The sequence below is a fragment of the Anaeromyxobacter oryzisoli genome, from assembly GCF_022690765.1.
Classification (GTDB): Bacteria; Myxococcota; Myxococcia; order Myxococcales; family Anaeromyxobacteraceae; genus Anaeromyxobacter; species Anaeromyxobacter oryzisoli.
Map to the genome: position 1 here is coordinate 1 of NZ_JALCZA010000027.1, position 25,583 is coordinate 25,583.

The following is a 25,583-nucleotide window of genomic DNA, read 5'->3' on the forward strand; positions in this document are numbered from 1 at the left end:
CGCGGCGCTCTCCGCCGCGGGCGGGCCCGCCGGCGCCTCCGCCGCCGGGGGCGCCAGCGCCACGCGCCCCCGGCCCGCGCGCTTCGCCGCGTACAGCGCCGCGTCGGCTGCGTGCAGCAGCGCCTCCGGCGCGTCCTCCCGGGCGTCGGGCGCGAGGCACGCCACGCCGAACGACGCGCCGAGCGGCACCCGCCGCCCGCCGATCTCGAGGACCGTCTCGCGCAGCCGCGTGCAGGCGCGCTCGGCGAACACGCGCCCCTCCTCGGCGGTCGTGTGCGGCAGCAGCACCACGAACTCGTCCCCGCCGTACCGCGCCCCGAAGTCGGTCTCGCGCAGCTCGTGGCGCAGCACCGCCGCGACCGCTGCGATGGCGCGATCGCCCGCCGCGTGCCCGAGCTGGTCGTTGATCGGCTTCAGCTGGTCCATGTCCGCCATCACGCAGGTGAGCGGCGTCCGGTAGCGGCGGGCGCGCTTCACCTCCTCGTCGATGCGCGCCCGGAACGCGCGCAGGTTGGCGAGCCCGGTGAGCGCGTCGGTCTGGGCCAGCTCGCGGAGCGCCCGATGGCTGCGCACGAGCCGCAGCGTCCGCTCCACGCGGGCCCGCAGCTCGCGCTCGGAGAAGGGCTTCTGGAGGTAGTCCGCCGCGCCGAGATCCAGGCTGCGGACCTTCACGGCGTCCTCGCCGTGCGCGGAGACGAAGATGACCGGGATCTCCGCGGTCGCGGGATCCGCCCTGAGCCGCTCGAGCGCCTGGAGCCCGTCGAGCCGGGGCATGGTGAGATCGAGGAGCACGACGTCCGGCCGCTCGGCGCGCGCCAGCTCGACGGCCTCGAGCCCGTCCGCGGCGGTGAGCACCTCGTAGTCCGGCTCGAGGGCGAGCGAGAGCGCCTCCCGCGCGTCGGGCTCGTCGTCGGCGACGAGCAGGCGGTGGTCACCGCGGCGCTCCGGCGCCTCGCCGGCGCGGTCCTCGGCGGGCGGCCGGCGCACCGCGCGGTCGAGATCGTCGGCGAGGAGCCGGAGCCGCGCGGACTCCTCCGCCTGCCCTCCGTCGTCCGCGGTCGCCTCGAGGTCGGCCGCCGCGGCGCGCAGCTCCTCGGCCGCCGCCTGCACGAGCGCGTCCTGCCGGTGGGCCGACTCCCGGAGCGCCCGGTTCGACTCGGCCAGCTCGCCGAGCACCGGCGGCAGCAACTGCTCGACCCTGCGCAGGATCTCCGCGCGCGGCGCGCCGGCCAGCTCGGCGAGCGCCAGCGCGAGCGTCGCCGCCGGGTCTTCGCCGGCGGCCGGGCGAGCCGGCGTCGGTTCGTGTTCATTCGCGCCGGGCATGTGCTCGTTCCGGGTCCTCCAAATCTAGGTGGAGGGGGCGCTTGCGCCAGCGGGGGCACCGGAGCAGGGCGCGCCGCGCTCGCCTCCCCGCGCGGGCGCGCGAGCGTCCCCGGCGGCCGCCCCGGCTTCGCCCGGGCGCGTCACCTGACGAACGCGTAGAGGGCGAGCGCGAGCGGAATCCAGGGAACCCCGAGCAGGGCCACGAGGGCGAGCTTCAGCAGGCGGCGGCGGCGAGGCGTCATCGGGCTCCCCGAGGGTGAGCATCTCGAGCCGCCGATAGCAAGGCCGATGCCGTGACGAACCGAACGGCAATCGCGCGAGGGTCACCGATCTCCCGCGGTTCCTGCGGCGGGAGAGAGCTCGGCCGATGAGCGCAGACCTGGACGATCTGGCCGACGTCTGGGCAGGGACCTGCCCGCGTCACGCCCGCGGAGTCGAGATCTCCCTACATGCCCCGACACGGCGGGCGCGAGATCGGCCGGGAAAGGCGCCGGCACGGGCGCCCGGCGGTGCGGGAGGCCTCGGCGAGCCGGCAGGGCTCGGACGGCGAGCGCGTGCGCCCGGGAGGGGACGCGAGCGAGGGTTGCCACCCCCGTCGAGCGAGGGGGGCGAGCGCGCCCGGTCAGCCGCGATAGATGGCGCGGCGGTTCCCGCGGAACCCCGGGCCGCCGACGAACTGCGGCGGCGGCGCCTCGAGGTGGAACTGGAACCACTGCTCGGCGTAGGTCTTGCCGAGCTTCAGCTTCTTGCCGTTCTGGAGCGCCTGCAGCGAGGCCTTGAGCTTCTCGTCGGACTCGTTCGCCTTCACCGCGCGCCCGAGGACCGCGATGGCTGCCTCGTGCTCGCCCTCGTTCTCGAGCACCCAGGCGTACGTCGCCCAGAGGACGCCTTCCTTCTTGTTCACCTTCACCGCGTCCTCGAACACCTTCTTCGCGCCGGCGAGGTCGCGCCGCTTGTAGCGCGTCACGGCGAGCATCCCGCGCGCGATCCAGTTCCGCGAGAAGCTCTTCTCGAGGTGGGGGAGGGCGGCGTCGAAGTTCTTCCGGATGTACTGAAGGATCCCGATGTTCGAGTGGAGCTGGGCCGCGACCAGGAACTGCCACGGCGCGAGGGCGAAGCCGGACTCGAGCGTCAGGATCGCCTTGTCGAACTTCTGCGCCTGCACCTCGCGCTGCATGCCCTCGAAGATCGCCTCGAGCCGCTTCCACGTGCGCCGCGCCAGGACGAGGTAGGCGGCGAGGGCGACGATGAGCCCCGGGAACACGGCCGCGGCCCAGCCGAACTCGGTCCCGAATCGGACGGCGAGGGCGACCGCGAGGCCGAGCGCAAGGCTGATGAGCAGGTTCCACATCGGATGGGATCCTCGGGACGGGTGGGGCGTACGGATACACGCGCCCCGCGCCCTGCCGCAAGGGAAAAGCCCAGCGGGCGCGGGACAGTGGCCCTCCCCGGACTCGAACCGGGACGGGGGGTCGCCCCGCTCGATTTTGAGTCGAGCGCGTCTACCATTCCGCCAGAGGGCCGCGCGCGCACACTACCAGAAAATCCGGCCCGTCGCATGCGGGGGAGGCCGCGGGCCGGCGATCCGCTCGCGCGCCGATCGCCAGGCGCGAGGGCGACCTCTCGGCGTCACCTGGCCGGGGTCCTCCCGGACTCGCCGCACCGTCCGTCAGCGGGGACGCCGGTCCCGTCCCGGCCCGCGGCGCGGGCGGCGCGGGGCGCCGGCGGGGGACGGCCGGGTGCCGTTCGTCCGCGGGCCGCGAGGCGACGATCCCGCCGGCCGGCGGCTGCCGGACGGGCGATCGGAGCGGGAGCGCGCGTCGCCGCTCCGCGGCGCAGCGCTCCCGCGGCGCTCCGCGGGCTGGCGAGGCGGCCGCTCGCCGCGCGGGCGGTCGGACCGGGACGCGCCGGAGACGCGCGGCCGGCCAGGGTGACGTCGCTCCGCCGTCGCCGAGCCGGGGCGCTCGCGACGCTGGGCGTTCGTCCGCGGTGCGCCTGCGCGGTCACGGGGTTGTTGGCGGCTGCGCTCTCCCCGAGGCCGATCGGGGGTCCTCGCGGGGCCGGCCTCGCCCGGGCCGGACCTGCTCGAGCCGGAGGAGCCGGGGCCGAGGTCGAGGCCGAAGCGCGCCTCGAGCGACGCGATCGCCTCCGCGTCGAGCGAGAGGCTCCTGCCGAACGCGGAGCGGATCGGCTCCGTGCCGGCTCGGAGGGCCCGGACGTGCTCGGGGAGGCGCGCGGCCAGATCCGCCTCCAGCTCCGGGACGAGCCCGAGATCCGCGAGCCGGGTGGCGTCCTCCAGGAAGAGGTGGACGCGATCCGTCAGCGTCGCGCGCCCGCGGAGCTCGCCGCGGCGTTCCTCGCGGATCCGCTCCGCCTCGTCGCGCGCGCCGAGGCGCTCGAGCGTGGCGTCGAGGTTCTCCGGCGCGATCCCGACGGCCGCCGCGGCTCGGGCGCGCTCGCCGCCCGCCGCGCGCAACGCGTGCAGGAGCTCGTCGCGCTCGCGGCGCTCGAACGCGCGGGAGAGCCCGTGCTCCTCGAGGAGCGCGGTCAGGTGCTCCTCCCGGGGCGGGCCGCCGTCGTCGGCGCGCCACCCGGTCGCGAGCTCCGCGAGGATGTGACCGCGCCGCGCGCCGTGCCGGCGCACGAGCTGCTCCAGGATCGCGCGGCCGCCGGGCTCCATGAGCGCGCTCACGGAGGGCAGGGGGGGGGCGGACCCGACGGGCGCCGGCACCCGGTCCCGGGCCCGGCGCACGACGATCTCCGCGGGGCGGGGCGCGGCCTTCGCGCGCGCGCCGCGGACGCGCTCTCCGCCGCGAGGCTTGGCCGCGGTCGAGCCGGCGGCCTCCGGCTCGGGCTCGAGTCGATAGCGGCCCGCGCGATCGCGCTCCGCCACGACGTCGGCGGGCGCCCCGCGGGCGAGATCGGCCAGCGCGAAGGGGCCGAGCGGCCGGGCCGGCGGTGGGTCGGCGAGCAGGGCGCGGACCGCGAGGAGCTCGTCCCACCCGAGCGGAGCCAGCGCCGCGCGGATCTCCGCTGGGCCGGTCGGACGCCCCGCCTCCGCGCACCAGCGCGCCACCCGCTCCAGGATCTCCGCGTCGAGCTCGACCATCGCGAGCCGGAACCTTGCCGACGAGGCGTCCGGAGTCAAGGTTCACGTTGCCGGTCGTGGCCGCGCGTGGTTCACTCGCGCCATGACCCCGACACCCGCGATGCGCGACGGCGCGGGGCGAACGCCGCCGTCGGTGCGCGTCCTGCGCTGGGTCCTGTTCGCGCTCCTCCTCGCCTCCGCCGCGCTCACCCTCGTCGGCCTGCCCGAGCTGCGGCGCGCGGTCGCCAGCGGCCGCTGGCCGTCGGCCGCGCTCGCGCTCCCGCCGGCCTTCCTCGCGATCTTCATCATCGGGTACGGCGCCTATCGGTCCGTCCTCGTGCGCGCCGGACGCTACCCCGCGGGCAAGGCGCTCGTGCAGCTCGGGCTCATGATCCTCGGGCTCGGGGTGGTCGCGGGCATCGCGCTGGAGCGCGGCAAGCCCGCCGCCGCGCAGCCGGTGGATCTCGGGCACGCGCTGGCGTCGCCGGACGAGGACGTGCGGGCGATGGCGGCGGAGCTGCTCCGGTATCGCCCTCGGGCCGCCGCCCTGCCGCGCGTCGGCGGGCTCGTGGACCTCCTCGAGGATCCCTCCCCGGAGGTTCGGCATCAGGCGCACGAGACGCTGGTCGCGCTCGCCGGGCAGGACACCGGCGGCGAGGGGCCCGGGGCGTCCGACCGCTGGCGGGCCTACTGGCGCTCGCACGGCGAGCTCCCCTGAACGGCTGCCGTGACGGGCGCCCGGCGCTCGCCCTTGCCAGCGCGCGCCGGGTCTGATACTGATAATCGTTATCAACATGAACGCGGACCAGGACGGAATGAGGATCGGGTCGAAGGGTCGGGGCGGGGCAGCGGTCGGCGCGACGCCGGTCGCCGCGCTGGGCGCCTACATCGAGGAGCGCGGGCTCAAGCACTCCCGCCAGCGCGAGCTCATCGCGCAGGCCTTCTTCGAGTCCGGGGGGCACGTGACGGTGGAGCAGCTCGTGGAGCGATGCCGCCGCGCGGACCCGCGGGTGTCGGTCGCGACCGTCTACCGGACGATGAAGCTCCTCGCCGAGTGCGGGCTCGCGAGCGCCCGGCAGTTCGGGGACGGCCAGACCCGGTACGAGCCCGCGGCGGGCCGCGCGCACCACGACCACCTCATCTGCACGGTCTGCGGGGACATCGTCGAGTTCGCGAACGACCGCATCGAGGCCCTGCAGGAGTCGATCGCGCGCCGGCACGGGTTCGAGGTGGAGAGCCACCGCCTCGAGCTCTACGGCCGCTGCGCGCGGTGCAGGACCGCGCGCGCCGAGGAGGCGCGGCCGTGACGCCTCCCCCGGGCGCGACCGTCACCGCCGAGCGCGCCGCGAACCTGGACCACAAGCAGGTCGTCGCGGCGGAGCGGTCGGTCATCCTCGTCGGCAACCCGAACGTCGGGAAGAGCGTCCTCTTCGGCGCGCTCACCGGCAAGTACGTCACCGTCTCGAACTACCCGGGCACCACCGTCGAGGTGACGCGCGGCTCCGCGACGATCGAGGGCCGGCCCTGGCACGTGATGGACACGCCGGGCACCAACAACCTGCTCCCGATGTCCGAGGACGAGCAGGTCACCCGCGACATCCTCGTGGCCGAGCGCGGCTACGTCTGCCTCCAGGTCTGCGACGCGAAGAACCTGCGCCGCGGCCTCCTCCTCACCGCGCAGCTCGCCGAGGCGGAGGTCCCGTTCACGCTCGCCCTCAACATGGCCGACGAGGCCGAGAGCCGCGGGTTCGCGATCGACGAGGCGCGCCTCTCGAAGGCGCTCGGCGTCGACGTGGTCCGGACCGTCGCGGTGCAGCGGAAGGGGCTCGCGACGCTCCAGGCGCGGCTGGGCGCCGCCCGGCCGTCGCCGTGGCGCCCACGCTACGACGACGCGATCGAGGCGGCGCTGGCCGAGATCGCCCCGCTCATGCCCGCGGAGGGGATCGGGCGGCGGGCGCTCGCGATCATGGCGCTCGTCGGGGACGAGTCCCTGCGGCGGCAGCTCGCGCCACACCTCGCCGAGGCCGAGCTCGCGCGGATCGACGCCGTGCGCCGGTCGGTCGCGGAGCGTTACCCGGAGTCGCTCCGGTTCGTCATCGCGCGGCAGCGGCTCGCCGCGGTGGACCGCCTCCACGACGAGGTGGTCACCCGCGGCGCCGCATCCGTGACGAGCGGCTTCGCGCGCAAGATCGGCGCGTGGTCCACCCACCCGGCCTGGGGGATCCCGATCCTCGCCGTCGTCCTCTGGCTCGCCTACGAGTTCGTGGGCGTGCTCGGCGCGGGCAAGGCGGTGGACTTCCTCGAGCACACCGTCTTCGCGCACTACCTCATCCCGGGGGCCGACTGGCTCGTCCGCCACGTGACGCCGGCGGGCGCGATCCAGGACTTCCTCGTCGGGCCGCCGGGCGTGCCGTACACGGAGCACGGCGGGTTCGTGATCGGGCGGTACGGCCTGGTCTCGATGGGGCTCTCCTACGGCATCGCGATCGTCCTGCCGATCGTGACCACCTTCTTCATCGCCTTCTCGATCCTCGAGGACTCCGGGTACCTCCCGCGCCTCGCGGTGATGGTGAACAAGATCTTCAAGCGGATGGGGCTGAACGGGAAGGCGGTCCTCCCGATGGTGCTCGGCCTCGGCTGCGACACCATGGCGACGATGACCGCGCGGATCATGGAGACGCGCAAGGAGCGGGTGATCGTGACGCTCCTCCTCGCCCTCGCGGTGCCGTGCTCGGCGCAGATGGCGGTCATCCTCGCGATGACCGCCGGCCTGTCGCGCGCGGCGAACCTCTGGTTCCTCGGGACGCTGCTCCTCGTCATCTTCCTCGTCGGGTGGCTGTCGGCGAAGGTGCTCCCCGGCCGCGGCTCCGACTTCATCCTCGAGCTGCCGCCGCTCCGCGTGCCGCAGGCGGGCAACATCGCGGTGAAGACCTCCGCGCGCATCGAGTGGTACCTGCGCGAGGCGCTGCCGCTGTTCCTGCTCGGCACCCTGATCCTCTACGTCCTCGATCGGTTCCACTTCCTCGGGGTGCTCGAGCGCGCGATGTCGCCGGTCGTGGTCGGCCTGCTGGACCTCCCGCCGCAGGCGGCGAGCGCCTTCATCCTCGGGTTCCTGCGGCGCGACTACGCCGCCGCCGGCCTGTTCCGATACTTCGAGCCGTACATGCGGGCCGGGACCATGACCTGGAACATGGAGATCCAGGTGGTGGTGGCGCTCGTGACGATCACCCTGTTCATCCCGTGCATCGCCAACTTCTTCATGATCCTGAAGGAGCGCGGCTGGAGGACGGGGGTGGCGATCGCCGCGTTCATCCTGCCCTTCTCGTTCGGCGTCGGGGCCGTCGTGAACCAGCTCATGCGCCACCTCCACTAGGAGCCGCCGTGCCCGCCGTCGTGGATCGCAACGAGACGTGCCCGCTCTGCGGGCTCGAGTTCTCCGCCGGGAGCCAGGGCTGCCGCCCGAGCTGCCCGATGGCCAAGGGGTGCAAGGTGATCTGCTGTCCTGGGTGTGGCTACAGCTTCCCGCAGGAGACCGGCCTCGCCGGGCGCCTGCGCCGGCTCCTCGACCGCAAGCGGCCGCGGGGGGCGACGCCGTGAGCGAGCTCGATCATCGGCAGGAGGAGCTCCTCGAGGCGGTCTACACGGAGCGGGAGGCGGGCCGCGACGCGCTGGGGGACGTCCTGGTGGCGGCGAGCCGCGCGCTCACTCCCGCCGCGAGCCCGGCGGATCTCGAGGCGCTGGCGCGTGACGGCCTCGCGACCCTCGAGGACGGGCGCGTCTTCCTCACCGCGGAAGGGGAGACGCGGGCGCGCGACATCCTGCGCCGGCACCGGCTCGCGGAGCGGCTCTTCCGCGACGTGCTCGACGTCGGCGAGCACGTGATGGAGCACCAGGCCTGCGCCCTCGAGCACATCCTCTCGGTCGAGGCGACCGACTCCGTCTGCACGCTCCTCGGGCACCCGCCGACCTGCCCGCACGGCAAGCCCATCCCGCCCGGCCCGTGCTGCGGGGCCTTCCAGAAGGTCCTCCGTCCGCTCGTGACCGGGCTGCCCGCGTTCCCGCTCGGCACCACCGGACGGATCGTCTTCATCGCGCCCAAGTTCCACGACCGCATGGACCGGCTCGCCGCGCTCGGGGTGATCCCGGGCAGCACGATCCGGCTGCACCAGCGCTCGCCCTCGTTCGTCATCGAGGTGGGCGAGACCACCATCGCCCTCGATCCCGAGATCGCGGGCGAGATCTTCGTGAAGCCCGTCGAGGCGCGGTAGCGCCCCGGCGTTCGCAGTGCACCAGGGAGCTCGCTCCAGGAGACGGGGCCGCTCGGCCCCAAGATGAGAATGAGAACTAATGTTAGTGTCTTGATTGCGTCGCTCGCCGTCGTCATCGCCGCTCCGGCGCTCGCCGCCGTACCCGGCGGCGGTTCCGGCGGCTCTGAAGAGCAGCAGATGGAGACGAAGGACGCGACCGCTGGAAAGGACGCGGCGGCAGGGAAGGACGCGGCGGCAGGGAAGGACGCGGCGGCGGGGAAGGACGCGGCGGCAGGGAAGGACGCGGCGGCGGGGAAGGACGCGGCGGCAGGGAAGGACGCGGCGGCAGGGAAGGACGCGACGGCGGGGAAGGACGCGACGGCGGGGAAGGACGAGGCCGCCTCGAAGGAGGAGGTCCGGACGCTCGCCGAGGAGATCCGCCGCCTCAAGCTGGAGATCGGCCTGCGCGACGTGGAGTACCAGTCGTTCGCCGGGATGGGCCCGGCCGCGTCGAAGGTCTACTTCGCCCCGAAGGGGCTCTCCATCGGCGGGTACGGCGAGTTCACGTACCGCAACGTCGCGGACCACGCCTCGCTGGACCAGAGCGACCTGCTCCGCGCCGTCCTGTACGCCGGCTACCGCTTCGACCCGCACATCGTGTTCAACTCCGAGATCGAGTTCGAGCACGCCGGGCGCGAGGTGTCGGTCGAGTTCGCGTACCTCGACTTCCTCTTCACCGACGCCGTCCGGCTGCGCGTCGGGAACGTCCTCGTCCCCATCGGCTTCATCAACCAGATGCACGAGCCGGCGTTCTTCAACGGGGTGTTCCGGCCCGACGTCGAGCGCTTCCTCATCCCCACGACCTGGAGCGAGAACGGGGTCGGGATCCACGGGGAGGTCGCGGGGCTGCGCTACAAGGCGTTCCTGCTGAACGGCCTCGACGTGTTCCGGGACGCCGGCAGCGAGCCGGTCGAGGCGGCGTCGTGGCTGCGCGAGAGCCGCACCGGCGGCGCCGAGGCGCTGGCCGCCACGCCGGCGGGGATCGTGAACCTCGAGTACGCCACCGGGCCGGCGACGGTCGGCGGCGCCGTCTACTACGGGCGGGCGGATCAGCGGCGGATCCCCGGGGTCCGGGCGGACGTGTTCCTCGGCGAGGTGCACGGCCAGGTCGCCTGGCGCGGCGTCACCGCGCGCGTGCTCGGCGTCGTCGGGACGCTCGGCGACGCCGCGGCGGTGAACGCGCACCTGGTCAACGGGACCGGCGGCGTCGGTCTCGCCCCGGACGAGGGCCTCGGGTCGCGGGTCCAGGGCGGCTACGCGGAGGTCGCGTACGACGTGCTGTCGCTCGTCGCGCCCGGCGGCGCGTCGTCCCTCGCGCCGTTCGCGCGGGTGGAGCGCTACGACTTGAACGCGCGCGTGCCCGCCGGCTTCGTGCGGAACGGCGCGGTCGATCGGACCGTCGTGACGGCGGGGCTCACCTACAAGCCGATCCCGACCGTGGTCGTGAAGGCGGACTGGCAGCGGCGCGATCCGCGCACCGGCGACGCGACCGACCAGCTGAACCTCGGCGCCGGGTTCGTGTTCTAGGGAGGCGCGGATGTCCCAGGCGGTGCTCATCACCAGGACCGCCGTCGCGGTGGCGCTCGCCGCCGCGGCGGCGGTCGCCGCCGGCCAGGCGCCGGCGAAGGACGAGGCGGTGGTGCGCTCCCTCTTCCCGGGGACGGGGCGCGTCGAGGCGAAGGACGTCATCCTCACCGACGCCATGGTCGCCCACATCGAGCAGCTCGCCCGCGCCCGCGTGAAGGAGCGGCTCGTGACCTTCTACACGGCGAGGAAGGACGCGGCGGTCCTCGGCTACGCCGTGATCCACAGCCACGTGGTCCGGACGAAGCGCGAGACGTTCGCGATCGCGTTCGAGCCGGACGGGCGGATCCGGAAGATCACGGTGCTCTCGTTCCTCGAGCCGGAGGAGTACAAGCCGAGCGAGCGCTGGCTCCGGCAGTTCGACGGCAAGGGGGCGCGGGACCGGCTCGCCGTGGGCGACGATCTCGCTCCCATCAGCGGCGCGACGCTGACCGCGCGAGGGATCGCCGAGGAGTCGCGCTGGCTCCTCCAGGCCCTCCGGACGGCGGTGGGGGGCGCGCGATGAGGGTCTTCGTGCAGCCGACGCCCGGCGCCCTCGCCCGGGCGCGCCCGCCGGTGCGGGTGTTCCTCGCCTTCGCGGCGCTCGCGCTCGCCGGGCTCGCGGTGCAGCGGGCGGCCAACGGCGGCCTCACGCCATCCGGCGTCGTCGGGTTCTACCTCGCGGGCGGCGAGCCGCTCCCCGCGGCGGCCCTCTGGGAGGAGGTCCACACCGGGGCGTTCCTCTACGGCTTCGTGCTCTTCATGGTGGGCGCGCTGCTCGCGGCCGGTCCGGCGCCGCGGTGGGCACGGGGACCGCTCTTCGCGGCGGCCGTCCTGGCGACGCTCGCGGACCTGTTCGCGCCCTTCGCCGTCGTCGCGCTGAGGGGGGCGGGCGCGCTGCGCGTCGCGACCACCGCCGTGGCGCTCGGCACGGTCGCGACGCTGATCGGGACGGCGTGGGCGAGCCACGGGCGCCCGCGGAGGGGCCGTGGCTGACCCGCGCCTCGCGCCGTACCGGGGGGCCACGCTCGCCTTCGCGGTGTTCCTCGCCGTCTCGGCGGCGAGCGGCGCCATCCTGTTCTTCCTGAAGCTCGGCGTCCGGGCCCGGGCGGTCGCCGAGTTCTACGTGGGCTCCGAGGCGCGGTTCGCGGCTCCGAAGACGCTCGCCGGGATCCTCGAGGTCGCCCTGCCGCACCTGATCGCGCTCCCCCTCGTCCTCTTCGCGGCGAGCCACGTGGTGGGGTTCGCGCGCGCGGTGGGACGCCGCGCGTACGAGGCGCTCGTCGCGCTGTCGTTCGGCAGCGCCCTCGCCGGCATCGCCGCCGGCTTCGGGATCCGCTTCCTGTCGCCGCGGCTCGCCTGGGCGAAGCTCGGCGCGTTCGTGGGGCTCGAGCTGGCGCTCGTGGGGTGGGCGGCGCTGCTCGTCGTGGTGTGCTGGCCCCGGCGTGCGCTCCGGACGCGGGGAGCGGCGGTCCGACGCGTGGCCACTACGGGGGCGAGCCCGCGTCGAGCTCCTCGGGAGCGGTCCGCAGCCGGGGGCGAAGCTCCTCGGACGTGAGCACCGCGCCGGCGTCCGTCACCACGATCGCGAGCGCGCCCCAGGCCTCGGCCCGCGCGATCCCGGCCGCGCCGCCCTCGATGAACACCGCCTTGCCGAGGACCTCGGCGTCCGCGGCGGTGCGGGCGAGGATCGTCGCCGCCCGGCTCGCGCCCGCCGGCCGGCAGGTGCGCGGGTCGATCACGTGGTGATAGCGGCGACCGCCCGACTCGAACGCGTGCTCGTAGTCGCCCGTCGTCGAGAAGGCACGATCCGACACGTCGAGCGCGGCCATGGCCTCGAGCGCTCCGCCGCGAGGATCGCGGAGCGCGACGTGCCATGGCTCGGCGCCGCGCCGGCCGGCCGCGTAGAGATCGCCGCCCGCCTGGATCAGGAAGTCCTGGAGCCCGAGCGACCGGAGGACGCGCGCGGCGGCGTCCACTGCCCATCCCTTCGCGAGCCCGCCCAGGCCGACGCGCATCCCGGCGCGGGCCAGACGGCCGTCGCAGCCGCCGCCGGCGCGCGGGCGCAGCGCGAGACCGCGATGGCCGACGAGGGGGCAGCGCGCCCGGAGCACGTCTTCGGCCGGCGGCGTCGGCGCGGTGCCGTCGAAGCGCCAGAGCTCGGAGAGCGCCGCCCAGGTCGGGTCGAAGAGGCCCCCGGTCCGCTCCGCGGCGGCCTTGGCGAAGGTGAGCACCTCGCAGAGATCGGCGGGCAGCGGCACCCAGCCGCGCCCGGCGCGCGCGTTGAGGTCCGACAGGGGCGAGTCCGGGCGCCACTCGTTCATGGAGAAGTCCACCCGGTCGAAGACCGCGAACGCGGCCTCGATCCCCGCCCGGGCGCGCGAGGGATCGTTCGTCGCGATGGTGACCGTCGCGAGCGATCCCATCGCGGGGCGGGTCTCGGACACGAGCGCGACGGGGGTGGCGGAAATGGCGAGGGCGGCGACGAGGGGAATCACGCTCGCAGGCTTAACGTGCAAGTTGCCGATTTCACGCCATCCGCCGACCCGCCGGCACGCCGCTGCGGCAGGTTGACGCGGCTCGGTCGAGACATTACATCCCGTCTGCAAGCGATGAACGGAGATTCACCAACATGAAGGCCGCCTCAACGCCCGTGACCCGGCTCAGGGATCGCTTCCGGGAGGAGACCGCGCAGGCGATCCTCGCCGCGGCCGAGCAGGTGTTCGCGGAGGACGGCCTCCACGCTCGGATGGAGCGGATCGCCTCCACCGCGGGCGTGGCGGTCGGCACGCTCTACAACCACTTCCGGGACCGGGAGTCGCTCCTCGCGGCGCTCTCGGCGTCGCGCCGCCAGGCGCTCCTCGAGCGGCTCGACGCCGCCCTCCGGGCCGCCGACGGGCGCCCGTTCGGCGAGCAGCTCCGAGCGTTCCTCGACGCGTTCGTGGAGCACGCCCGGATCCACGGCCGGTTCCTGTCGGCGCTGGTGCAGGTGGGGGAGGGTCCCGCTCGCGCCCGCGCGCCGGCGACGCTGCTCGACGAGATGGTCGGGCGCGCCGAGCGCCTGGTCGAGCGGGGCGTCGCGGCCGGCGCGCTGCGCGGCGGCGATTCGCTCGCCTTCGCGGGCGCGCTCGTCGGCATGGTGCGGACGGCCGTGGTGCTCGCGCTCGAGGGGCGCTGCCCGTTCGACGGCATCGCCGCGTCCGTGTCCGACCTGTTCCTGCGCGGGGTGCACGCGTGAGCGCCGCCGCGACCGGCGTCCTCGCCGCGGCGCCCGCGCGCGTCGCGCCGAACAAGTGGCTCGTCACCGTGTCCGTGACGTTCGGGACGCTGATGGGGGCGATCGACTCGTCCATCGTCAACGTGGCGCTCCCGCAGATCCGGGGCGCGGTCGGCGCGACGGTCCAGGAGATCACCTGGATCAGCACCGGCTTCGCCATCGCCACCGTGATCGTGATGCCCCTCACCGCGTTCCTGGGGAGGCTCTTCGGCCAGAAGCGCGTCTACCTGCTCAGCCTCGCGATCTTCATCGGCGGCTCGGCGCTCTGCGGGGTCGCGTCGACCCTCCCGCAGCTCGTCGCGTTCCGGGCGCTCCAGGGCTTCGGCGCGGGGGCGCTCCAGCCGACGGAGCAGGCGATCCTGCGCCAGACCTTCCCGCCGAAGGAGCAGGGGATGGCGATGGCCCTGTTCGGGATGGCGGTGATGGTCGGCCCCGCCATCGGCCCGACGCTCGGCGGCTACATCGTCGACAACTATCACTGGTCGTGGATCTTCTTCATCAACCTGCCGGTGGGCGTCCTCGGGCTCTTCATGGTCTGGCGCTTCGTGCACGAGCCGGAGGACATCCGCGCCGCGAACCAGGCCGCCGCGAAGGCGCTGCGCGGCAACCTGGACTGGCTCGGCATCGCCCTGCTCGCCGTCGGCCTCGCGGCGCTCCAGTTCTTCCTCGAGGAGGGGCAGCAGGACGACTGGTTCGACTCGAGGCTCATCACCGCCTGCGCCCTCCTCTCGGCCGCGGCGCTCGGCCTGTTCGTGTGGCGCGAGCTGACGGCGAGGGTGCCGGCCGTGAACCTGCGGCTCTTCCGGGATCCCGTCTTCACCTCCGGCACCCTGATCGGCGCGATCATGTTCGCCATCCTGCTCGCGAGCATGTTCCTGCTCCCGCTCTTCATGCAGGAGCTGCTCGGCTTCACCGCGACGCAGTCGGGGCTCGCCCTGATGCCGCGCGTGCTGGTGATGATGCTCGTCACCCCGCTGGTCGGCCGGCTCTACGGGAGGGTCTCGGCGCGGCTCCTCGTCGCCGTCGGCGTCGTCCTCGTGGCCTACGGCGCCTTCGACGTCTCCCACGTGACGCTCGCGTCCTCCTCCTCCGGCATCGTCCACGCGATCGTGCTCCAGGGGGTCGGCTTCAGCTTCCTCTTCGTGCCGCTCACGACCGCCGCGCTCGCGAACGTGCCGCGCGCGCACCTCGCCGACGCGACGGGGCTCAACTCGCTGCTCCGCCAGGTCGGCGCGTCGATCGGCCTCGCGGTGTTCGCGACGCTGCTCTCGCGGTACGGCGCCCACGCGCGCGCCGCCGTCGTGGCGCACGTGTCGCTCGATCGGCCCGCGGTCCAGGAGCGGCTCGCCGCCCTGGCCGGGGGCTTCGCGCAGCGCGGGCTCGACCCGGTGTCGGCCCGCGCGGCCGCCCTGCGCGCGCTGGACGGGATCGTGACCCGCCAGTCCACGGTCCTCGCCTTCGAGCAGGTGCTCCTGCTCACCGGCGTCTGCTTCCTCTGCGTCCTCCCGCTGCTGCTCTTCCTGAGAGTGAACCGTGGATCGGGAGAGCGGATCCACGTCGAGCCGGAGTCGTGAACATGACCCCCCAGACCGATCCCCAGCTGCACGAGGTCCGCCCCGCGCCCGCCCTCGAGCCGGCCCCGACCCCGACGCCGCCCCCGACCGCCGCGCCGCGCGGCGGGCGGCGGCGCGCGCTGCTCGCCGCCGTCGTCCTGGCCGTCCTCGCCGGGGCCGCGTTCGGCGTCCATGCGTACCGCACCCGCGGCGACGTGGGCACCGACGACGCCCAGGTCGAGGCGGACGTGGTGGCCGTCGCCCCCCGCGTGCCCGGCACCATCGCGGCGGTCCTCGTCCCCGAGGACGCGCCGGTGCGGGAGGGCCAGCCCGTCCTCAGGCTGGACGACGCCGATTACCGGGTCCGGGTGCGCCAGGCGCAGGCGGAGCTCGAGACGGCGCGGGCGCAGGCCGCCGCGGCGGCGGCCCAGATCGGCGCCGCCCGCGCCACCGTGACGCGGTCCGAGGCAGAGGCCGAGAAGGCGGCGCTCGATCTCCGCCGCGCGGAGGAGCTCCGCGCCGGCGACGCCATCGCCGCGGAGCGCTACGACGCGACCCGGATCGGCAGCGAGACCGCCCGCGCCGGCGCCGGGGCGAACCGCGCCCAGTACGCGGCGGCCCTCGCGAACGCCGAGCTCGCGCGCGCTCGGGTCGAGGCGGCGGAGGCGGCGCTGGAGGCGGCGCGGCTCCAGCTGTCCTACACGGTGGTGAAGGCGCCGGCGGCCGGGGTCCTGTCCCGGTGGGGGGCGCGCGCCGGTCAGACCGTCCAGGCCGGCCAGGTCCTCGGGCAGCTCGTCCCGGAGCGGAGCTACGTCGTGGCGAACTTCAAGGAGACGCAGACCGGGGACCTCCGGCCCGGCCAGAAGGCCGAGGTGCGGATCGACGCGTACGACGGCCGCACGCTCCAGGGGATCGTCGAGAGCGTCTCCGGCGGGACGGGCGCCCGCTTCGCGCTCCTGCCGCCCGACAACGCCTCCGGCAACTTCGTGAAGGTCGTCGAGCGCGTGCCGGTCCGGATCGCCTGGGTGCACCCGCCGGGCGACCTGCCGCTCCGCGCCGGGCTCTCGGCGTTCGTGACGGTCCACACGCGATAGCGGCCGCTGCCGGTCGATTTCTGGACGGCGCCGGCCGGGCTGCTACGGTCCTCCGGCGAGGCTTCGGGATGGCCGGGTTCGTCGGGCTGCGGTGGTGGGTGTACGTGGGCGGCGTCGCGGTGCTCGCGACCCTGTCGGCCACCGATCCGTCCGGGCTCCGGCGCCACGCGCGGCTCGCGGACGAGATCGAGTCGATGCGCCAGGAGAACGCCCGGCTCGCCGCGGAGAACGGGGGGCTCGCGCGGGAGGTCCGCGCGCTCCGGACCGATCCCGTCGCGGTCGAGCGCGCCGTGCGGGAGGAGCTGCGGTACGTCCGCCCCGGCGAGCGGGTGTACGTCCTCGGTGGCGACGGCGGAGGGGGAGGCCGGTGACGACCACCGCGCTCCCCGAGCGCCCGCGGATGGGGACGCCCCCGCCCGCGGGCCGCCGCCTCGTGCTCCGGCGCCCGCGCCCGCTCCTCGTCCGGCTCTACGCCGCCCTCCTGTCCGACATGGGGATCCTCGGCGCCCCGGCGCGCCGCCGCGGCGCGCGCTTCCTCGGACGGAGCCTGCCGGCGGCGGCCGTCGTCGCGCTCGGCGCCCTCGTGCCGCTCCGCGTCTTCGAGGTGCCGCTCTTCGGGTGGCCGCAGATCGCCGCGATGGCCGTGCTGGCGGTCGCCCTGGGCGCCCTGGTCTGGCGCCGCGTCGCGCGCGCGGCGGCGGGCGAGGCGGCCGGCTACCGGGAGCAGCTCGAGCTCGGGGCGATGTTCGTGGTCGCGGCGTACGTGCTCGCGCAGAGCGCGGCCGCGGGGCACGGCGAGTCGCCGTTCCAGGCCGTCGTCTACCTCGTGATGGCGTTCCTGGTCGCCTTCCTGGCGCGCTGGGTGGGCGCGGCGCTCGTCGGCCTCGCCGTCGCGCTCGAGCTGCTCGGCTGGGCCGCCCACGGCGCGCGCGGCGCGGAGCTGCCCGACGCCGTGGTCCGCTCCGGGTTCGTCCTCGTCTTCGCGGTGCTCTACCACGCGGTGCTGGCGGCGCAGGTCGCCGCGAGCCGCCGCGACGAGCGGCTCGCGATCGAGCGGCGGATGAAGGAGATCGACCAGCTCGCCCGATCCTTCCGGCTCACGGTGGCGGCGCCCGACGACGCCGCGGCGCGCGACGAGCGGGACCGGCGCTGGAACGAGGCCGCGGTCATCGAGATCGAGGCCGCGGTCGGGGGGGCGCTCGAGATCGCCGCGGCGGCGCTCCGGTGCCACACCTGCGCGCTCTTCTGGCTCTCGGACGACGGGAAGGAGCTCGAGCTCTACGACTGCCGCTCGCCCAGCGAGGCGATCGCCGCGGAGCCGTTCCCGGCCGGCGAGGGGAACCTCGGCGCGGTCGTGAAGCAGAAGAAGCCGCTCCGGCTGCACGGCGACGTGAAGGGGGCGTCCTATTACCAGGACGGCACGCGCCCGGGGGCGCTCCTCGCGGTGCCGCTCGTGGCGGGGCGCGGCGACTTCGTCCGCGGCGTGGTGGTGGTGGACCGGCTCGAGCCCGAGCCCTTCGGCGACGCCGACGAGCACCTCCTCGGTACGCTCGCCGCGGAGATCCTCCGCGCGGTCGAGGCCGAGCGCGTGATGAAGGACGTGAAGCAGAGCGACGCCGAGACGCGGCGCTTCTACGGCGCGATCGAGCGGCTCAACCGGACGCACAAGCAGGCGGAGGTCTTCGACGCGCTGGTGGACGTGGCGCGCGGCATGGTCCCCGTGGATCTCGCCGCGATCGTCCTCCGCGAGGAGGGGGACGATCGGCGGCTCCGGGTGGTGCGCGTCGTCGCGGGCGAGCACGTGAAGGACGAGCACGCGAAGCTCGCCCTCGACGGGCACGCGTTCACGGTCGAGGAGGGGCTCGTCGGGTCCGCGGTCCGGATGGGCGCGACCCTGCCGGCGGCGGAGCTCGACCTCGCGAGGACGCCGGTGTTCGGCGCGGTGGGCCTGAAGGGGCTCGCGTCGCTCAAGATCGTCCCGCTCAAGGTCGGCGAGCGGAGCCTCGGCGCGCTCGTGCTCGGGGCGATCGGGCGGCACGCGTACCGCTCCGACCCCGTGCGTCAGCTCGAGGTCGTGGCGATGCACGCGGCGCAGTCGCTCGAGCGGGCGTACCTCTTCGACGAGACGGAGCGGCTCGCGACGACGGACGGCCTCACGGGGCTCGTGAACCACCGGACCTTCCAGGAGCGGCTCGACGCGCACCTCGCGCAGGCGCTGCGGTACGGGAAGAAGCTGTCGCTCATCATCTGCGACATCGATCACTTCAAGTCCGTGAACGACACGTACGGCCACCCGGTCGGCGACCAGGTGCTCCGCGGGGTCGCGAGGACGCTCGGGAAGGACGCCCGGACGACGGACGTCGTCGCGCGCTACGGCGGCGAGGAGTTCGCGATCGTGATGCCCGAGACCGACACCGGCGGCGCGATGGTCATCGCCGAGCGCATCCGCGAGCGGGTGGGGCAGCTCCAGTTCGAGAGCGACCAGGGCCCCCTGCGGGTCACCCTGTCGCTCGGGGTCGCGACGTTCCCGGACGACGGCAAGAAGAAGTCGGAGCTCGTGGAGCGCGCGGACGGCTGCCTGTATCACGCGAAGCGTCACGGCCGGAACCAGAGCGTCTCCGCGGCGAGCCTGCGGGCGCCGCGCCGGATCGCGGGTTAGCCGCCGCCCCGGCGGCTGCGGATGGTCGCTCGGGCTCGCCCCCTGGTAGAGTGAGGGCGTCGCCGCGCGCGCGGCGATCAGCGAGGGGTGGCCCCGGCTTGAAGAACTTCGTCCTCGACACCAACGTCCTCCTCCACGACCCGCGCAGCATCTTCGGCTTCGGCGACAACGACGTCGTCATCCCGATCTACGTCATCGAGGAGATCGACAACTTCAAGCGCGACCTCTCGACGCTCGGCCGCAACGCGCGCCAGGTCTCGCGCTACCTCGACGAGTTCCGCGTCCGGGGCAAGCTCGCCGAGGGCGTGGACATCGGGGACGGCCACGGCCGGATCCGCGTGCTCGTGGCGGAGCACCCGCTGCCCCACGGGATCGGCGAGGGCCACCACACGACCGACGACAAGATCCTCGCCGTCGCCCTCGAGCTGGCGCGCAAGGAGCAGGGGAAGCCGTCGGTCTTCGTGACCAAGGACACGAACCTCCGGATCCGCGCCGACGCGCTCGGGCTGCACGCCGAGGACTACGACGTCGAGGGCGTGGTGCTGGACGAGCTCTGGAGCGGCGTCTCCGAGCTCGAGGTCTCGTCCGAGCAGGTCAACGACTTCTACGCGACCGGCGCGATCCCGTGCCCCGAGGGGATCGACGCGCCGCCGCCGAACGCGTTCGTCGTCCTGCGCGACGGGACGAACCCGCAGCACTCCGCGGTGGGGAAGTACAGCGCCGCCCGGCAGGCGTTCGTGAAGCTCATCCAGACGCCGAAGGACGGCGTCTGGGGGATCCGGCCGCGCAACAAGGAGCAGGGCTTCGCGCTGGACCTGCTCCTCAACGACGAGGTCCGGCTCGTCACGATCGTGGGCAAGGCGGGCACCGGCAAGACGCTCCTCGCCATCGCGGCGGGCCTCCAGAAGACGATGGAGGAGGGCATCTACCAGAAGCTCCTCGTGTCCCGGCCGATCTTCCCCCTCGGCCGCGACATCGGCTACCTGCCGGGCTCGGTGGAGGAGAAGCTCAACCCCTGGATGCAGCCGATCTTCGACAACGTCGAGTACCTCATGAACCTGTCGCGGTCGGAGAAGAAGGCCGGGCGCGGCTACCACGAGCTGCTCGACCTCGGCATCCTCGAGATCGAGCCGCTCACCTACATCCGCGGCCGCTCCATCCCGAACCAGTTCATCGTCGTGGACGAGGCGCAGAACCTCACCCCGCACGAGGTGAAGACGATCATCACGCGCGTCGGCGACGGGACGAAGATCATCCTCACCGGCGACCCGTACCAGATCGACAACCCCTACGTGGATCAGACCAACAACGGGCTCATCCACGTCGTGAACCGCTTCAGGAGCGAGCGGCTGGCCGGCCACATCACGATGTCCAAGGGAGAGCGGAGCCCGCTGGCCGAGCTGGCGGCCAACCTGCTGTAGGCGCCCTCGACGAACGGCCGTCCGCCGCCGCGCGCCGGGGCCCGGGCGGGCTGGACATGCGCGTCCCCTGCGCTAGGTTTTCGCGATGACCACACCGACCTTCCCCGCGGGCGGGCAGCCGGCGCGCCCGACCCTCGAGTACCCGCTCCGCTACACGTTCAAGATCATGGGGCTCGCCTCGGACGACTTCGCCGAGCACGCCCGGCGCCTCGTCGCGCGGGTGGTCGAGGACGCGCCCGCCGAGCACGTGAGCACCCGCCAGAGCGCCGCAGGCAAGTACCACTCGGTCTCGGTCGCGGTGCGGCTCACGTCGGAGGAGCAGCGCCGGGCGGTGTACCAGGTGCTCTACGACGACGAGCGGGTGGTCTACTATTTGTGAAGCAGCGGTCCGGCCTCGGCCCGCCTCACGCGGCGGCGCACGCGCCGAAGTCCACGATCTCCACCGGCCGCTCGGCCACCCCGAAGGCCAGGTCCTCGCGCCAGCCCTCGGCGTCGCCGCCGATCTGGAGCGGCACGGGGCGCTCGAAGTGGAGCGCGACCCGCTCGGCGTGGAAGTCGAGGAGGCCGTCGTGGGAGAACTCGCCCGACCAGATCCGGCCCAGGTTCAGGAGCAGCGTCGGGACGCCGATCTCGGTGACGACCCGGAGCTGCATCATGCCGGGCGCCTTCTCCGCGAACGGGAACGCCTTGAGGCCGAGGCCGTAGTACGGGACCGTGCTCGCGGCGGCGAGCATCGTCGGCCCCGCGTGCAGCAGCTCGCCCGGCCCGATCGGGCGCCCGATGCGGTTGCCGCGGGCGTCGAGCCGCCACGCCGGCCGGCCGACGTTCACGATCTCGCAGTAGCTCGGCCCGTGCTCCATCAGCGCCCGCGGCACCGAGCGGAGGGCGACGGCCAGCCCGTAGCCGCAGCCGCCCACCCCGAGGCACCGGAGCGGCGTGTCCGCGAGCCGCCCCTTCACCCAGTTGTAGTCGTTCAGGACGGCGGCGTCGACGCCCACGCCGGCGAACGGGGTGCGGCGCCCGTCGCAGGTGAGGAGATCGAGGCGACGGACGCGATCGACCTCGCCGCGGACGTAGCGGGTGAGGTCCTCCACGTGGCGGCGCGGCGTCGCGCCGACCATCTCCGCGACCGCGTTCCCGGTCCCGAGGGCGAGGACGCCGAAGCGCGGGGGGCGGGTGGCGCGGCGCTCCGCGCTCTCGAGGATCCGGTTCACCCAGGAGACGAACGTCCCGTCGCCGCCCCCCGTGAACACGGTCCGGTACCGGCGCGCGACGACCTCCTCGGCGATCGCGGTCGCCTCGTCCGCGCTCCGGGAGAGGAAGAGGTGCTCGTGCGGCACGACGCACGAGAGCGCCTGCCGGACGCCGGGGTTGACCTGCTTCGCGTTGGCGTTCAAGAGGACCGCCACGTCGGCCGGGGTGCCGAGCAGCGCCTGCTCGCTCTGCCGCTCTTCGCTGACGACCGTTCGAAGCATCGGAGCCCCTCTGCGAACCGTGACGTGAATGTCTCGATCGGGGAGCAAGGGCGGTGCCACGACGCGTCACGGTGTCGCACACGTGTGAAATCGCGGGCTTGCACGCCCCGGCCGAGTGTCCAGGGAACGCAGGACATGCGTCGAACGGGTGGCGCCGCGTAGCGGCCTACGCAGCGCCGCGGTGCAGCAAGCGGTCGGACGTCGTCGTTTGACAGGCCACGACGCGGACTTAGGTTCGGGGGCGTCCAGGAGGACCTTTACACCATGGCCAAGATCATCGGCATCGACCTCGGCACGACGAACTCCGTCGTGGCGGTGATGGAGGGGAAGGACCCCGTCGTCATCACCAACGAGGAGGGGTCGCGCATCACCCCGAGCGTCGTCGCGTACACCAAGGAGGGGGAGCGCCTCGTCGGGCACGTCGCCAAGCGCCAGGCGATCACCAACCCCGAGAAGACCATCTACTCGATCAAGCGCTTCATGGGCCGCCGCTTCGCGGAGGTCCAGGACGAGATGAAGCGCGTCCCCTACAAGGTGGCGGAGGGGCCGAACAGCGACGCCCGGATCGAGATCGACGGGAAGCAGTACTCGGCGCCCGAGATCAGCGCGCAGATCCTGCTCAAGCTGAAGCGCGCCGCCGAGAACTACCTCGGCGAGAAGGTGACGGACGCGGTCATCACCGTGCCCGCCTACTTCAACGACTCGCAGCGCCAGGCGACCAAGGACGCGGGCGAGATCGCCGGCCTCAACGTCCGGCGCATCGTGAACGAGCCGACGGCGGCCGCCCTCGCCTACGGCCTCGACAAGAAGAAGAACGAGAAGATCGCCGTCTACGACTTCGGCGGCGGCACGTTCGACATCTCGATCCTCGAGGTCGGCGAGAACGTGGTCGAGGTGCTCGCGACCAACGGCGACACGCACCTCGGCGGCGACAACATCGACCAGCGCGTCATCGACTGGCTCATCGCCGAGTTCAAGAAGGACACGGGCGTCGACGTCTCGAAGGACAAGATGGTGCTCCAGCGCCTGAAGGAGGCGGCGGAGAAGGCGAAGATCGAGCTGTCGTCGATGAACGAGACGGAGATCAACCTCCCGTTCCTGACCGCCGATCAGACGGGCCCGAAGCACCTCTCCATCAAGCTCTCGCGCGCGAAGCTCGAGCAGCTCGTGGACGACCTCGTCGAGCGCTCGATCGAGCCGACCCGCAAGTGCCTGGCGGACGCGAAGCTGCAGCCGTCGCAGATCGACGAGGTGGTCCTCGTCGGCGGCCAGACGCGCATGCCGAAGATCATCGACACGGTGAAGAAGTTCTTCGGCAAGGATCCGAACCGGACGGTGAACCCGGACGAGGTGGTCGCCGTCGGGGCCGCGGTGCAGGCCGGCGTCCTCTCGGGCGAGGTGAAGGACATCCTCCTCCTCGACGTGACCCCGCTGTCCCTCGGCGTCGAGACGCTGGGCGGCGTCATGACCCGGCTCATCGAGCGGAACACGACCATCCCCGCGAAGCGGTCGGAGACGTTCTCCACCGCGTCGGACGCGCAGACGTCGGTCGAGATCCACGTGCTCCAGGGCGAGCGCGAGATGGCGCGGGACAACCGCACCCTCGGGCGCTTCCACCTCGAGGGCATCCCGCCGGCGCCTCGCGGCATGCCGCAGATCGAGGTGACGTTCGACATCGACGCGAACGGGATCCTGAACGTCTCGGCGAAGGACAAGGGCACGAGCAAGGAGCAGAAGATCACGATCAGCCACTCCTCCGGCCTCGCGAAGGACGAGGTGGAGAAGATGGTCTCCGACGCCCGCGCGCACGAGACCGAGGACAAGCAGCGGCGCGACGAGGTCGAGCAGCGGAACCGGGCCGAGAACCTCGCGTACCAGATGGAGAAGCTCCTCAAGGAGAACAAGGAGAAGCTCCAGGCCGCGACGGCCAAGGAGATCGAGGACGCCGTGGCGGAGGTCCACAAGGTCCGCGAGAAGGGCAGCCTCGACGAGGTGAAGGCGGCGATGGAGCGCCTCGAGAAGGCGAGCCACAAGGCGGCCGAGGAGCTCTACCGGACCGCGGCGCCGGAGGGCCAGGCGGGCGGTGGCCAGCCGCCTCCGGGCGCGGAGGAGAAGCCGAAGGACAACGTGGTGGACGCGGAGTTCAAGCAGGTCTAGCGCCCGCGACGAGGTGGTACCCGAGGGCCGCCCGGACATCCGGGCGGCCCTCGCTCGTGCGAGGCACCCCCGCGTCCGCCTCGGCCGCGAACCGCCTCGCTTTTCCGGCGGGCGCGCCTTACCATCCCGGCGCCGTGTACCTCACCGTCCTGTCGCGCTCCCCCGAGATCTACACGACCCGGCGCATCGTCGAGGCCGCCCAGGCGCGCGGCGTGGTCGCGCGGGTCATCGACCCCCTCGAGGTCGAGATGGGGCTCGGCGAGGACGCGCCGCAGGTCTACTGGCGGCGCCGGCGCCTGCCGCGGACGGACGTGCTCGTCCCGCGGATCGGCCTCTCCGTCCACCAGTACGGGCTCGCGGTGGTGAACCAGCTCGAGCTCGTCGGCATCCCGGTCCTGAACGGTGCGTACGGCATCGCGGCGAGCCGGAACAAGATGCGCAGCCTGCAGATGCTCTCCGCCGCGGGCGTCCGGGTCCCGCGCACGGTCATGGCGAGCGATCCCTCGGGCCTGCGGGAGATGGTCCGGGTCGTCGGCGGCGTGCCGGTGCTCGTGAAGCTCCTGTCCACGAGCGAGAAGAGCGGCGTCATGATCTGCGAGAGCCTCCAGTCGCTGGAGGCCGCCTTCGAGGCGATCCTCGGGCTCGGCCAGAACATCGTCGTCCAGCAGTACCTGAAGGGCGCGAAGGGGCGGGATCTCAGGGTGATCGTCGTCGGCGGCGACGTGGTGGCGGCCATGCGGCGCAGCCCGCCGGTCGGCCGGTTCTCGCGCAGCCTCCGCCGCGGCGCCCGGTTCGAGAAGGCCGAGCTGCCCGCGCCGTACGCGCGCGCGGCGGTGGACGCGGCCCGGGTGCTCCAGCTCGAGGTGTGCGCCGTGGACATGCTCGACGTGAAGGGCGTGCCGCGGGTCTTCGAGGTGAACAGCTCTCCGTCGATCAAGGAGGCGGAGGTGGCGTGCCGGGTCGACGTGGCCGGCCGCATCGTGGATCGCGCGATCTCGCTCGCGGAGGCCCGGGCCGTGCCGTCCCGGCGCCGGGCGCGGAGCGGCGCGGCCGCGCTGTGACGACGACACCCGCTCGCATCGAGCTGCTGCGGCGTACGCCGCCGTGCGCCTCCCGACGCTCGACGCAGGTGCGTGGCGCCATGATGAATGCGTGCCCGTCCCGGCCGTCCGTGATACGAGACCGGTCGTTCCCGGAGGTCGGATGAGCCCAGGATTCGTGATCGGCGCGCTGCTGGCGCTGCTAACCCAGGCGGGCGGCCCCGCCATCCCCGACGCGGCGCGGCTCGCGCGCGTGGACACGGCGGGATCGACGACGGCGGTCGGGCGCGGAAAGCCGGGGAAGCTCGTCCTGAACGTCGTCCCCACCGGGACGAAGGACGCCCCCACGCACCTCGAGACCGCGTTCCCGGTCCGCGTGACGCTGACCGCGCCGCCGGGGCTCTCCGTCGCGAAGGGCGTGCTCACGAAGGCCGACGCCAGCCTGGTCGATCGGAAGAAGGGGCTCCGCTTCGAGGTGCCGCTCCGGGCCGAGGCGGCCGGGCAGCACGAGCTCCGGGCCCGGGTGAAGTTCGCGGTGTGCGTCGAGGACCCGGCGACGAGCGAGACGCGCGTCTGCCTCCCGCAGGATCGGGAGGTCGCGCTCCGCGTGAGCGCGAGGTAGGCCC

At 73.7% G+C, this 25,583-nt stretch carries 24 protein-coding genes and 1 tRNA gene; 19 read left to right on the forward strand and 6 right to left on the reverse strand.

The window, feature by feature from the left end; translation table 11 throughout:
• The 4 genes from MNZ27_RS10585 to MNZ27_RS10600 form a co-directional block, all read right to left on the reverse strand.
• The coding region (locus MNZ27_RS10585) for a GGDEF domain-containing protein (RefSeq protein WP_242394018.1) at positions 1-1,323 on the reverse strand (1,323 nt) is incomplete at its 3' end.
• A 622-nt stretch (positions 1,324-1,945) separates the two neighbouring features.
• A complete protein-coding gene (locus MNZ27_RS10590; protein WP_242394019.1) occupies positions 1,946-2,674 on the reverse strand; it encodes a tetratricopeptide repeat protein in 729 nt (242 codons plus the stop codon).
• A gap of 88 nt (positions 2,675-2,762) precedes the next feature.
• Positions 2,763-2,846: transfer RNA gene (locus MNZ27_RS10595), tRNA-Leu, on the reverse strand.
• Between the two features lie 146 nt (positions 2,847-2,992).
• The gene (locus MNZ27_RS10600) at positions 2,993-4,432 is read right to left on the reverse strand and encodes a Fis family transcriptional regulator (protein WP_242394020.1); all 1,440 of its coding nucleotides are present in this window, start codon (positions 4,430-4,432) and stop codon (positions 2,993-2,995) included.
• 82 nt (positions 4,433-4,514) lie between these two features.
• On the opposite strand from MNZ27_RS10600, the gene MNZ27_RS10605 reads away from it, so the two are divergent.
• From MNZ27_RS10605 to MNZ27_RS10645, 9 genes are all read left to right on the forward strand, one after another.
• Positions 4,515-5,129, forward strand: a complete 615-nt coding sequence (locus tag MNZ27_RS10605; RefSeq protein WP_242394021.1) for a HEAT repeat domain-containing protein — start codon at positions 4,515-4,517, stop codon at positions 5,127-5,129.
• 97 nt (positions 5,130-5,226) lie between these two features.
• Positions 5,227-5,718 (forward strand): Fur family transcriptional regulator, encoded by a 492-nt coding sequence (locus MNZ27_RS10610; RefSeq protein WP_242394068.1) that lies wholly within the window; start codon positions 5,227-5,229, stop codon positions 5,716-5,718.
• Entirely contained in the window at positions 5,715-7,784 is a 2,070-nt protein-coding gene (feoB, locus tag MNZ27_RS10615) for a ferrous iron transport protein B (protein WP_242394022.1), read from the forward strand. Before MNZ27_RS10610 ends, feoB begins: the two co-directional genes overlap by 4 nt.
• Positions 7,785-7,792: 8 nt before the next feature.
• Positions 7,793-8,008 (forward strand): hypothetical protein, encoded by a 216-nt coding sequence (locus MNZ27_RS10620; protein ID WP_242394023.1) that lies wholly within the window; start codon positions 7,793-7,795, stop codon positions 8,006-8,008.
• A complete protein-coding gene (locus MNZ27_RS10625) occupies positions 8,005-8,679 on the forward strand; it encodes a metal-dependent transcriptional regulator (RefSeq protein WP_242394024.1) in 675 nt (224 codons plus the stop codon). The genes MNZ27_RS10620 and MNZ27_RS10625 overlap by 4 nt, the downstream gene beginning before the upstream one ends.
• Positions 8,680-8,769: 90 nt before the next feature.
• Complete coding sequence (locus tag MNZ27_RS10630) at positions 8,770-10,245, forward strand: hypothetical protein (protein ID WP_242394025.1); 1,476 nt, start codon at positions 8,770-8,772, stop codon at positions 10,243-10,245.
• Between the two features lie 10 nt (positions 10,246-10,255).
• Positions 10,256-10,807 carry an FMN-binding protein gene (locus MNZ27_RS10635; RefSeq protein ID WP_242394026.1) on the forward strand — a complete coding sequence of 184 codons (552 nt, stop codon included), beginning with the start codon at positions 10,256-10,258 and terminating at the stop codon, positions 10,805-10,807.
• Positions 10,808-10,815: 8 nt separating this feature from the next.
• Positions 10,816-11,277 (forward strand): hypothetical protein, encoded by a 462-nt coding sequence (locus tag MNZ27_RS10640; RefSeq protein WP_242394027.1) that lies wholly within the window; start codon positions 10,816-10,818, stop codon positions 11,275-11,277.
• On the forward strand, positions 11,270-11,839 hold the full coding sequence (locus MNZ27_RS10645) for a hypothetical protein (protein ID WP_242394028.1): 570 nt from the start codon (positions 11,270-11,272) through the stop codon (positions 11,837-11,839). Before MNZ27_RS10640 ends, MNZ27_RS10645 begins: the two co-directional genes overlap by 8 nt.
• On the opposite strand, the gene MNZ27_RS10650 is transcribed toward MNZ27_RS10645, so the two are convergent.
• A complete protein-coding gene (locus tag MNZ27_RS10650) occupies positions 11,769-12,779 on the reverse strand; it encodes an FAD:protein FMN transferase (RefSeq protein WP_242394029.1) in 1,011 nt (336 codons plus the stop codon). The genes MNZ27_RS10645 and MNZ27_RS10650 overlap by 71 nt on opposite strands.
• Positions 12,780-12,913: 134 nt before the next feature.
• On the opposite strand from MNZ27_RS10650, the gene MNZ27_RS10655 reads away from it, so the two are divergent.
• The 7 genes from MNZ27_RS10655 to MNZ27_RS10685 all read left to right on the forward strand — a co-directional run bounded on the left by MNZ27_RS10655 (position 12,914) and on the right by MNZ27_RS10685 (position 20,664).
• Positions 12,914-13,519 (forward strand): TetR/AcrR family transcriptional regulator, encoded by a 606-nt coding sequence (locus MNZ27_RS10655; protein ID WP_242394030.1) that lies wholly within the window; start codon positions 12,914-12,916, stop codon positions 13,517-13,519.
• Positions 13,516-15,132 carry a DHA2 family efflux MFS transporter permease subunit gene (locus MNZ27_RS10660; RefSeq protein ID WP_242394031.1) on the forward strand — a complete coding sequence of 539 codons (1,617 nt, stop codon included), beginning with the start codon at positions 13,516-13,518 and terminating at the stop codon, positions 15,130-15,132. Before MNZ27_RS10655 ends, MNZ27_RS10660 begins: the two co-directional genes overlap by 4 nt.
• Positions 15,133-15,134: 2 nt before the next feature.
• A complete protein-coding gene (locus MNZ27_RS10665) occupies positions 15,135-16,205 on the forward strand; it encodes an HlyD family secretion protein (RefSeq protein WP_242394032.1) in 1,071 nt (356 codons plus the stop codon).
• 68 nt (positions 16,206-16,273) lie between these two features.
• The gene (locus MNZ27_RS10670) at positions 16,274-16,576 is read left to right on the forward strand and encodes an FtsB family cell division protein (protein WP_242394033.1); all 303 of its coding nucleotides are present in this window, start codon (positions 16,274-16,276) and stop codon (positions 16,574-16,576) included.
• Positions 16,573-18,864: a sensor domain-containing diguanylate cyclase gene (locus MNZ27_RS10675; protein ID WP_242394034.1), complete on the forward strand. Its 2,292-nt coding sequence runs from the start codon at positions 16,573-16,575 to the stop codon at positions 18,862-18,864. The genes MNZ27_RS10670 and MNZ27_RS10675 overlap by 4 nt, the downstream gene beginning before the upstream one ends.
• Before the next feature lie 98 nt (positions 18,865-18,962).
• Entirely contained in the window at positions 18,963-20,285 is a 1,323-nt protein-coding gene (locus MNZ27_RS10680; protein WP_242394035.1) for a PhoH family protein, read from the forward strand.
• 85 nt (positions 20,286-20,370) lie between these two features.
• On the forward strand, positions 20,371-20,664 hold the full coding sequence (locus tag MNZ27_RS10685) for an HP0495 family protein (protein WP_242394036.1): 294 nt from the start codon (positions 20,371-20,373) through the stop codon (positions 20,662-20,664).
• Between the two features lie 25 nt (positions 20,665-20,689).
• On the opposite strand, the gene MNZ27_RS10690 is transcribed toward MNZ27_RS10685, so the two are convergent.
• Positions 20,690-21,760: a diacylglycerol/lipid kinase family protein gene (locus MNZ27_RS10690; protein WP_242394037.1), complete on the reverse strand. Its 1,071-nt coding sequence runs from the start codon at positions 21,758-21,760 to the stop codon at positions 20,690-20,692.
• A 264-nt stretch (positions 21,761-22,024) separates the two neighbouring features.
• Between MNZ27_RS10690 and dnaK the strand changes: the two genes are divergently transcribed.
• The 3 genes from dnaK to MNZ27_RS10705 all read left to right on the forward strand — a co-directional run bounded on the left by dnaK (position 22,025) and on the right by MNZ27_RS10705 (position 25,579).
• Positions 22,025-23,917, forward strand: coding sequence for a molecular chaperone DnaK (gene dnaK / locus MNZ27_RS10695; protein WP_242394038.1), 1,893 nt, complete (start codon positions 22,025-22,027; stop codon positions 23,915-23,917).
• A gap of 134 nt (positions 23,918-24,051) precedes the next feature.
• Positions 24,052-24,978, forward strand: coding sequence for an ATP-grasp domain-containing protein (locus tag MNZ27_RS10700; protein ID WP_242394039.1), 927 nt, complete (start codon positions 24,052-24,054; stop codon positions 24,976-24,978).
• Between the two features lie 142 nt (positions 24,979-25,120).
• A complete protein-coding gene (locus MNZ27_RS10705) occupies positions 25,121-25,579 on the forward strand; it encodes a hypothetical protein (protein ID WP_242394040.1) in 459 nt (152 codons plus the stop codon).
• Positions 25,580-25,583: the final 4 nt, after the last annotated feature.

Bases quoted from the DNA above. Each gene is read 5' to 3' on its own strand.
- MNZ27_RS10670 (WP_242394033.1), top strand. From the start codon at position 16,274: ATGGCCGGGTTCGTCGGGCTGCGGTGGTGGGTGTACGTGGGCGGCGTC.
- MNZ27_RS10610 (WP_242394068.1), top strand. From the start codon at position 5,227: ATGAGGATCGGGTCGAAGGGTCGGGGCGGGGCAGCGGTCGGCGCGACG.
- MNZ27_RS10685 (WP_242394036.1), top strand. From the start codon at position 20,371: ATGACCACACCGACCTTCCCCGCGGGCGGGCAGCCGGCGCGCCCGACC.
- MNZ27_RS10665 (WP_242394032.1), top strand. From the start codon at position 15,135: ATGACCCCCCAGACCGATCCCCAGCTGCACGAGGTCCGCCCCGCGCCC.
- MNZ27_RS10655 (WP_242394030.1), top strand. From the start codon at position 12,914: ATGAAGGCCGCCTCAACGCCCGTGACCCGGCTCAGGGATCGCTTCCGG.
- MNZ27_RS10690 (WP_242394037.1), bottom strand. From the start codon at position 21,760: ATGCTTCGAACGGTCGTCAGCGAAGAGCGGCAGAGCGAGCAGGCGCTG.
- dnaK (WP_242394038.1), top strand. From the start codon at position 22,025: ATGGCCAAGATCATCGGCATCGACCTCGGCACGACGAACTCCGTCGTG.
- MNZ27_RS10600 (WP_242394020.1), bottom strand. From the start codon at position 4,432: ATGGTCGAGCTCGACGCGGAGATCCTGGAGCGGGTGGCGCGCTGGTGC.
- MNZ27_RS10605 (WP_242394021.1), top strand. From the start codon at position 4,515: ATGACCCCGACACCCGCGATGCGCGACGGCGCGGGGCGAACGCCGCCG.
- MNZ27_RS10635 (WP_242394026.1), top strand. From the start codon at position 10,256: ATGTCCCAGGCGGTGCTCATCACCAGGACCGCCGTCGCGGTGGCGCTC.
- MNZ27_RS10705 (WP_242394040.1), top strand. From the start codon at position 25,121: ATGAGCCCAGGATTCGTGATCGGCGCGCTGCTGGCGCTGCTAACCCAG.
- MNZ27_RS10590 (WP_242394019.1), bottom strand. From the start codon at position 2,674: ATGTGGAACCTGCTCATCAGCCTTGCGCTCGGCCTCGCGGTCGCCCTC.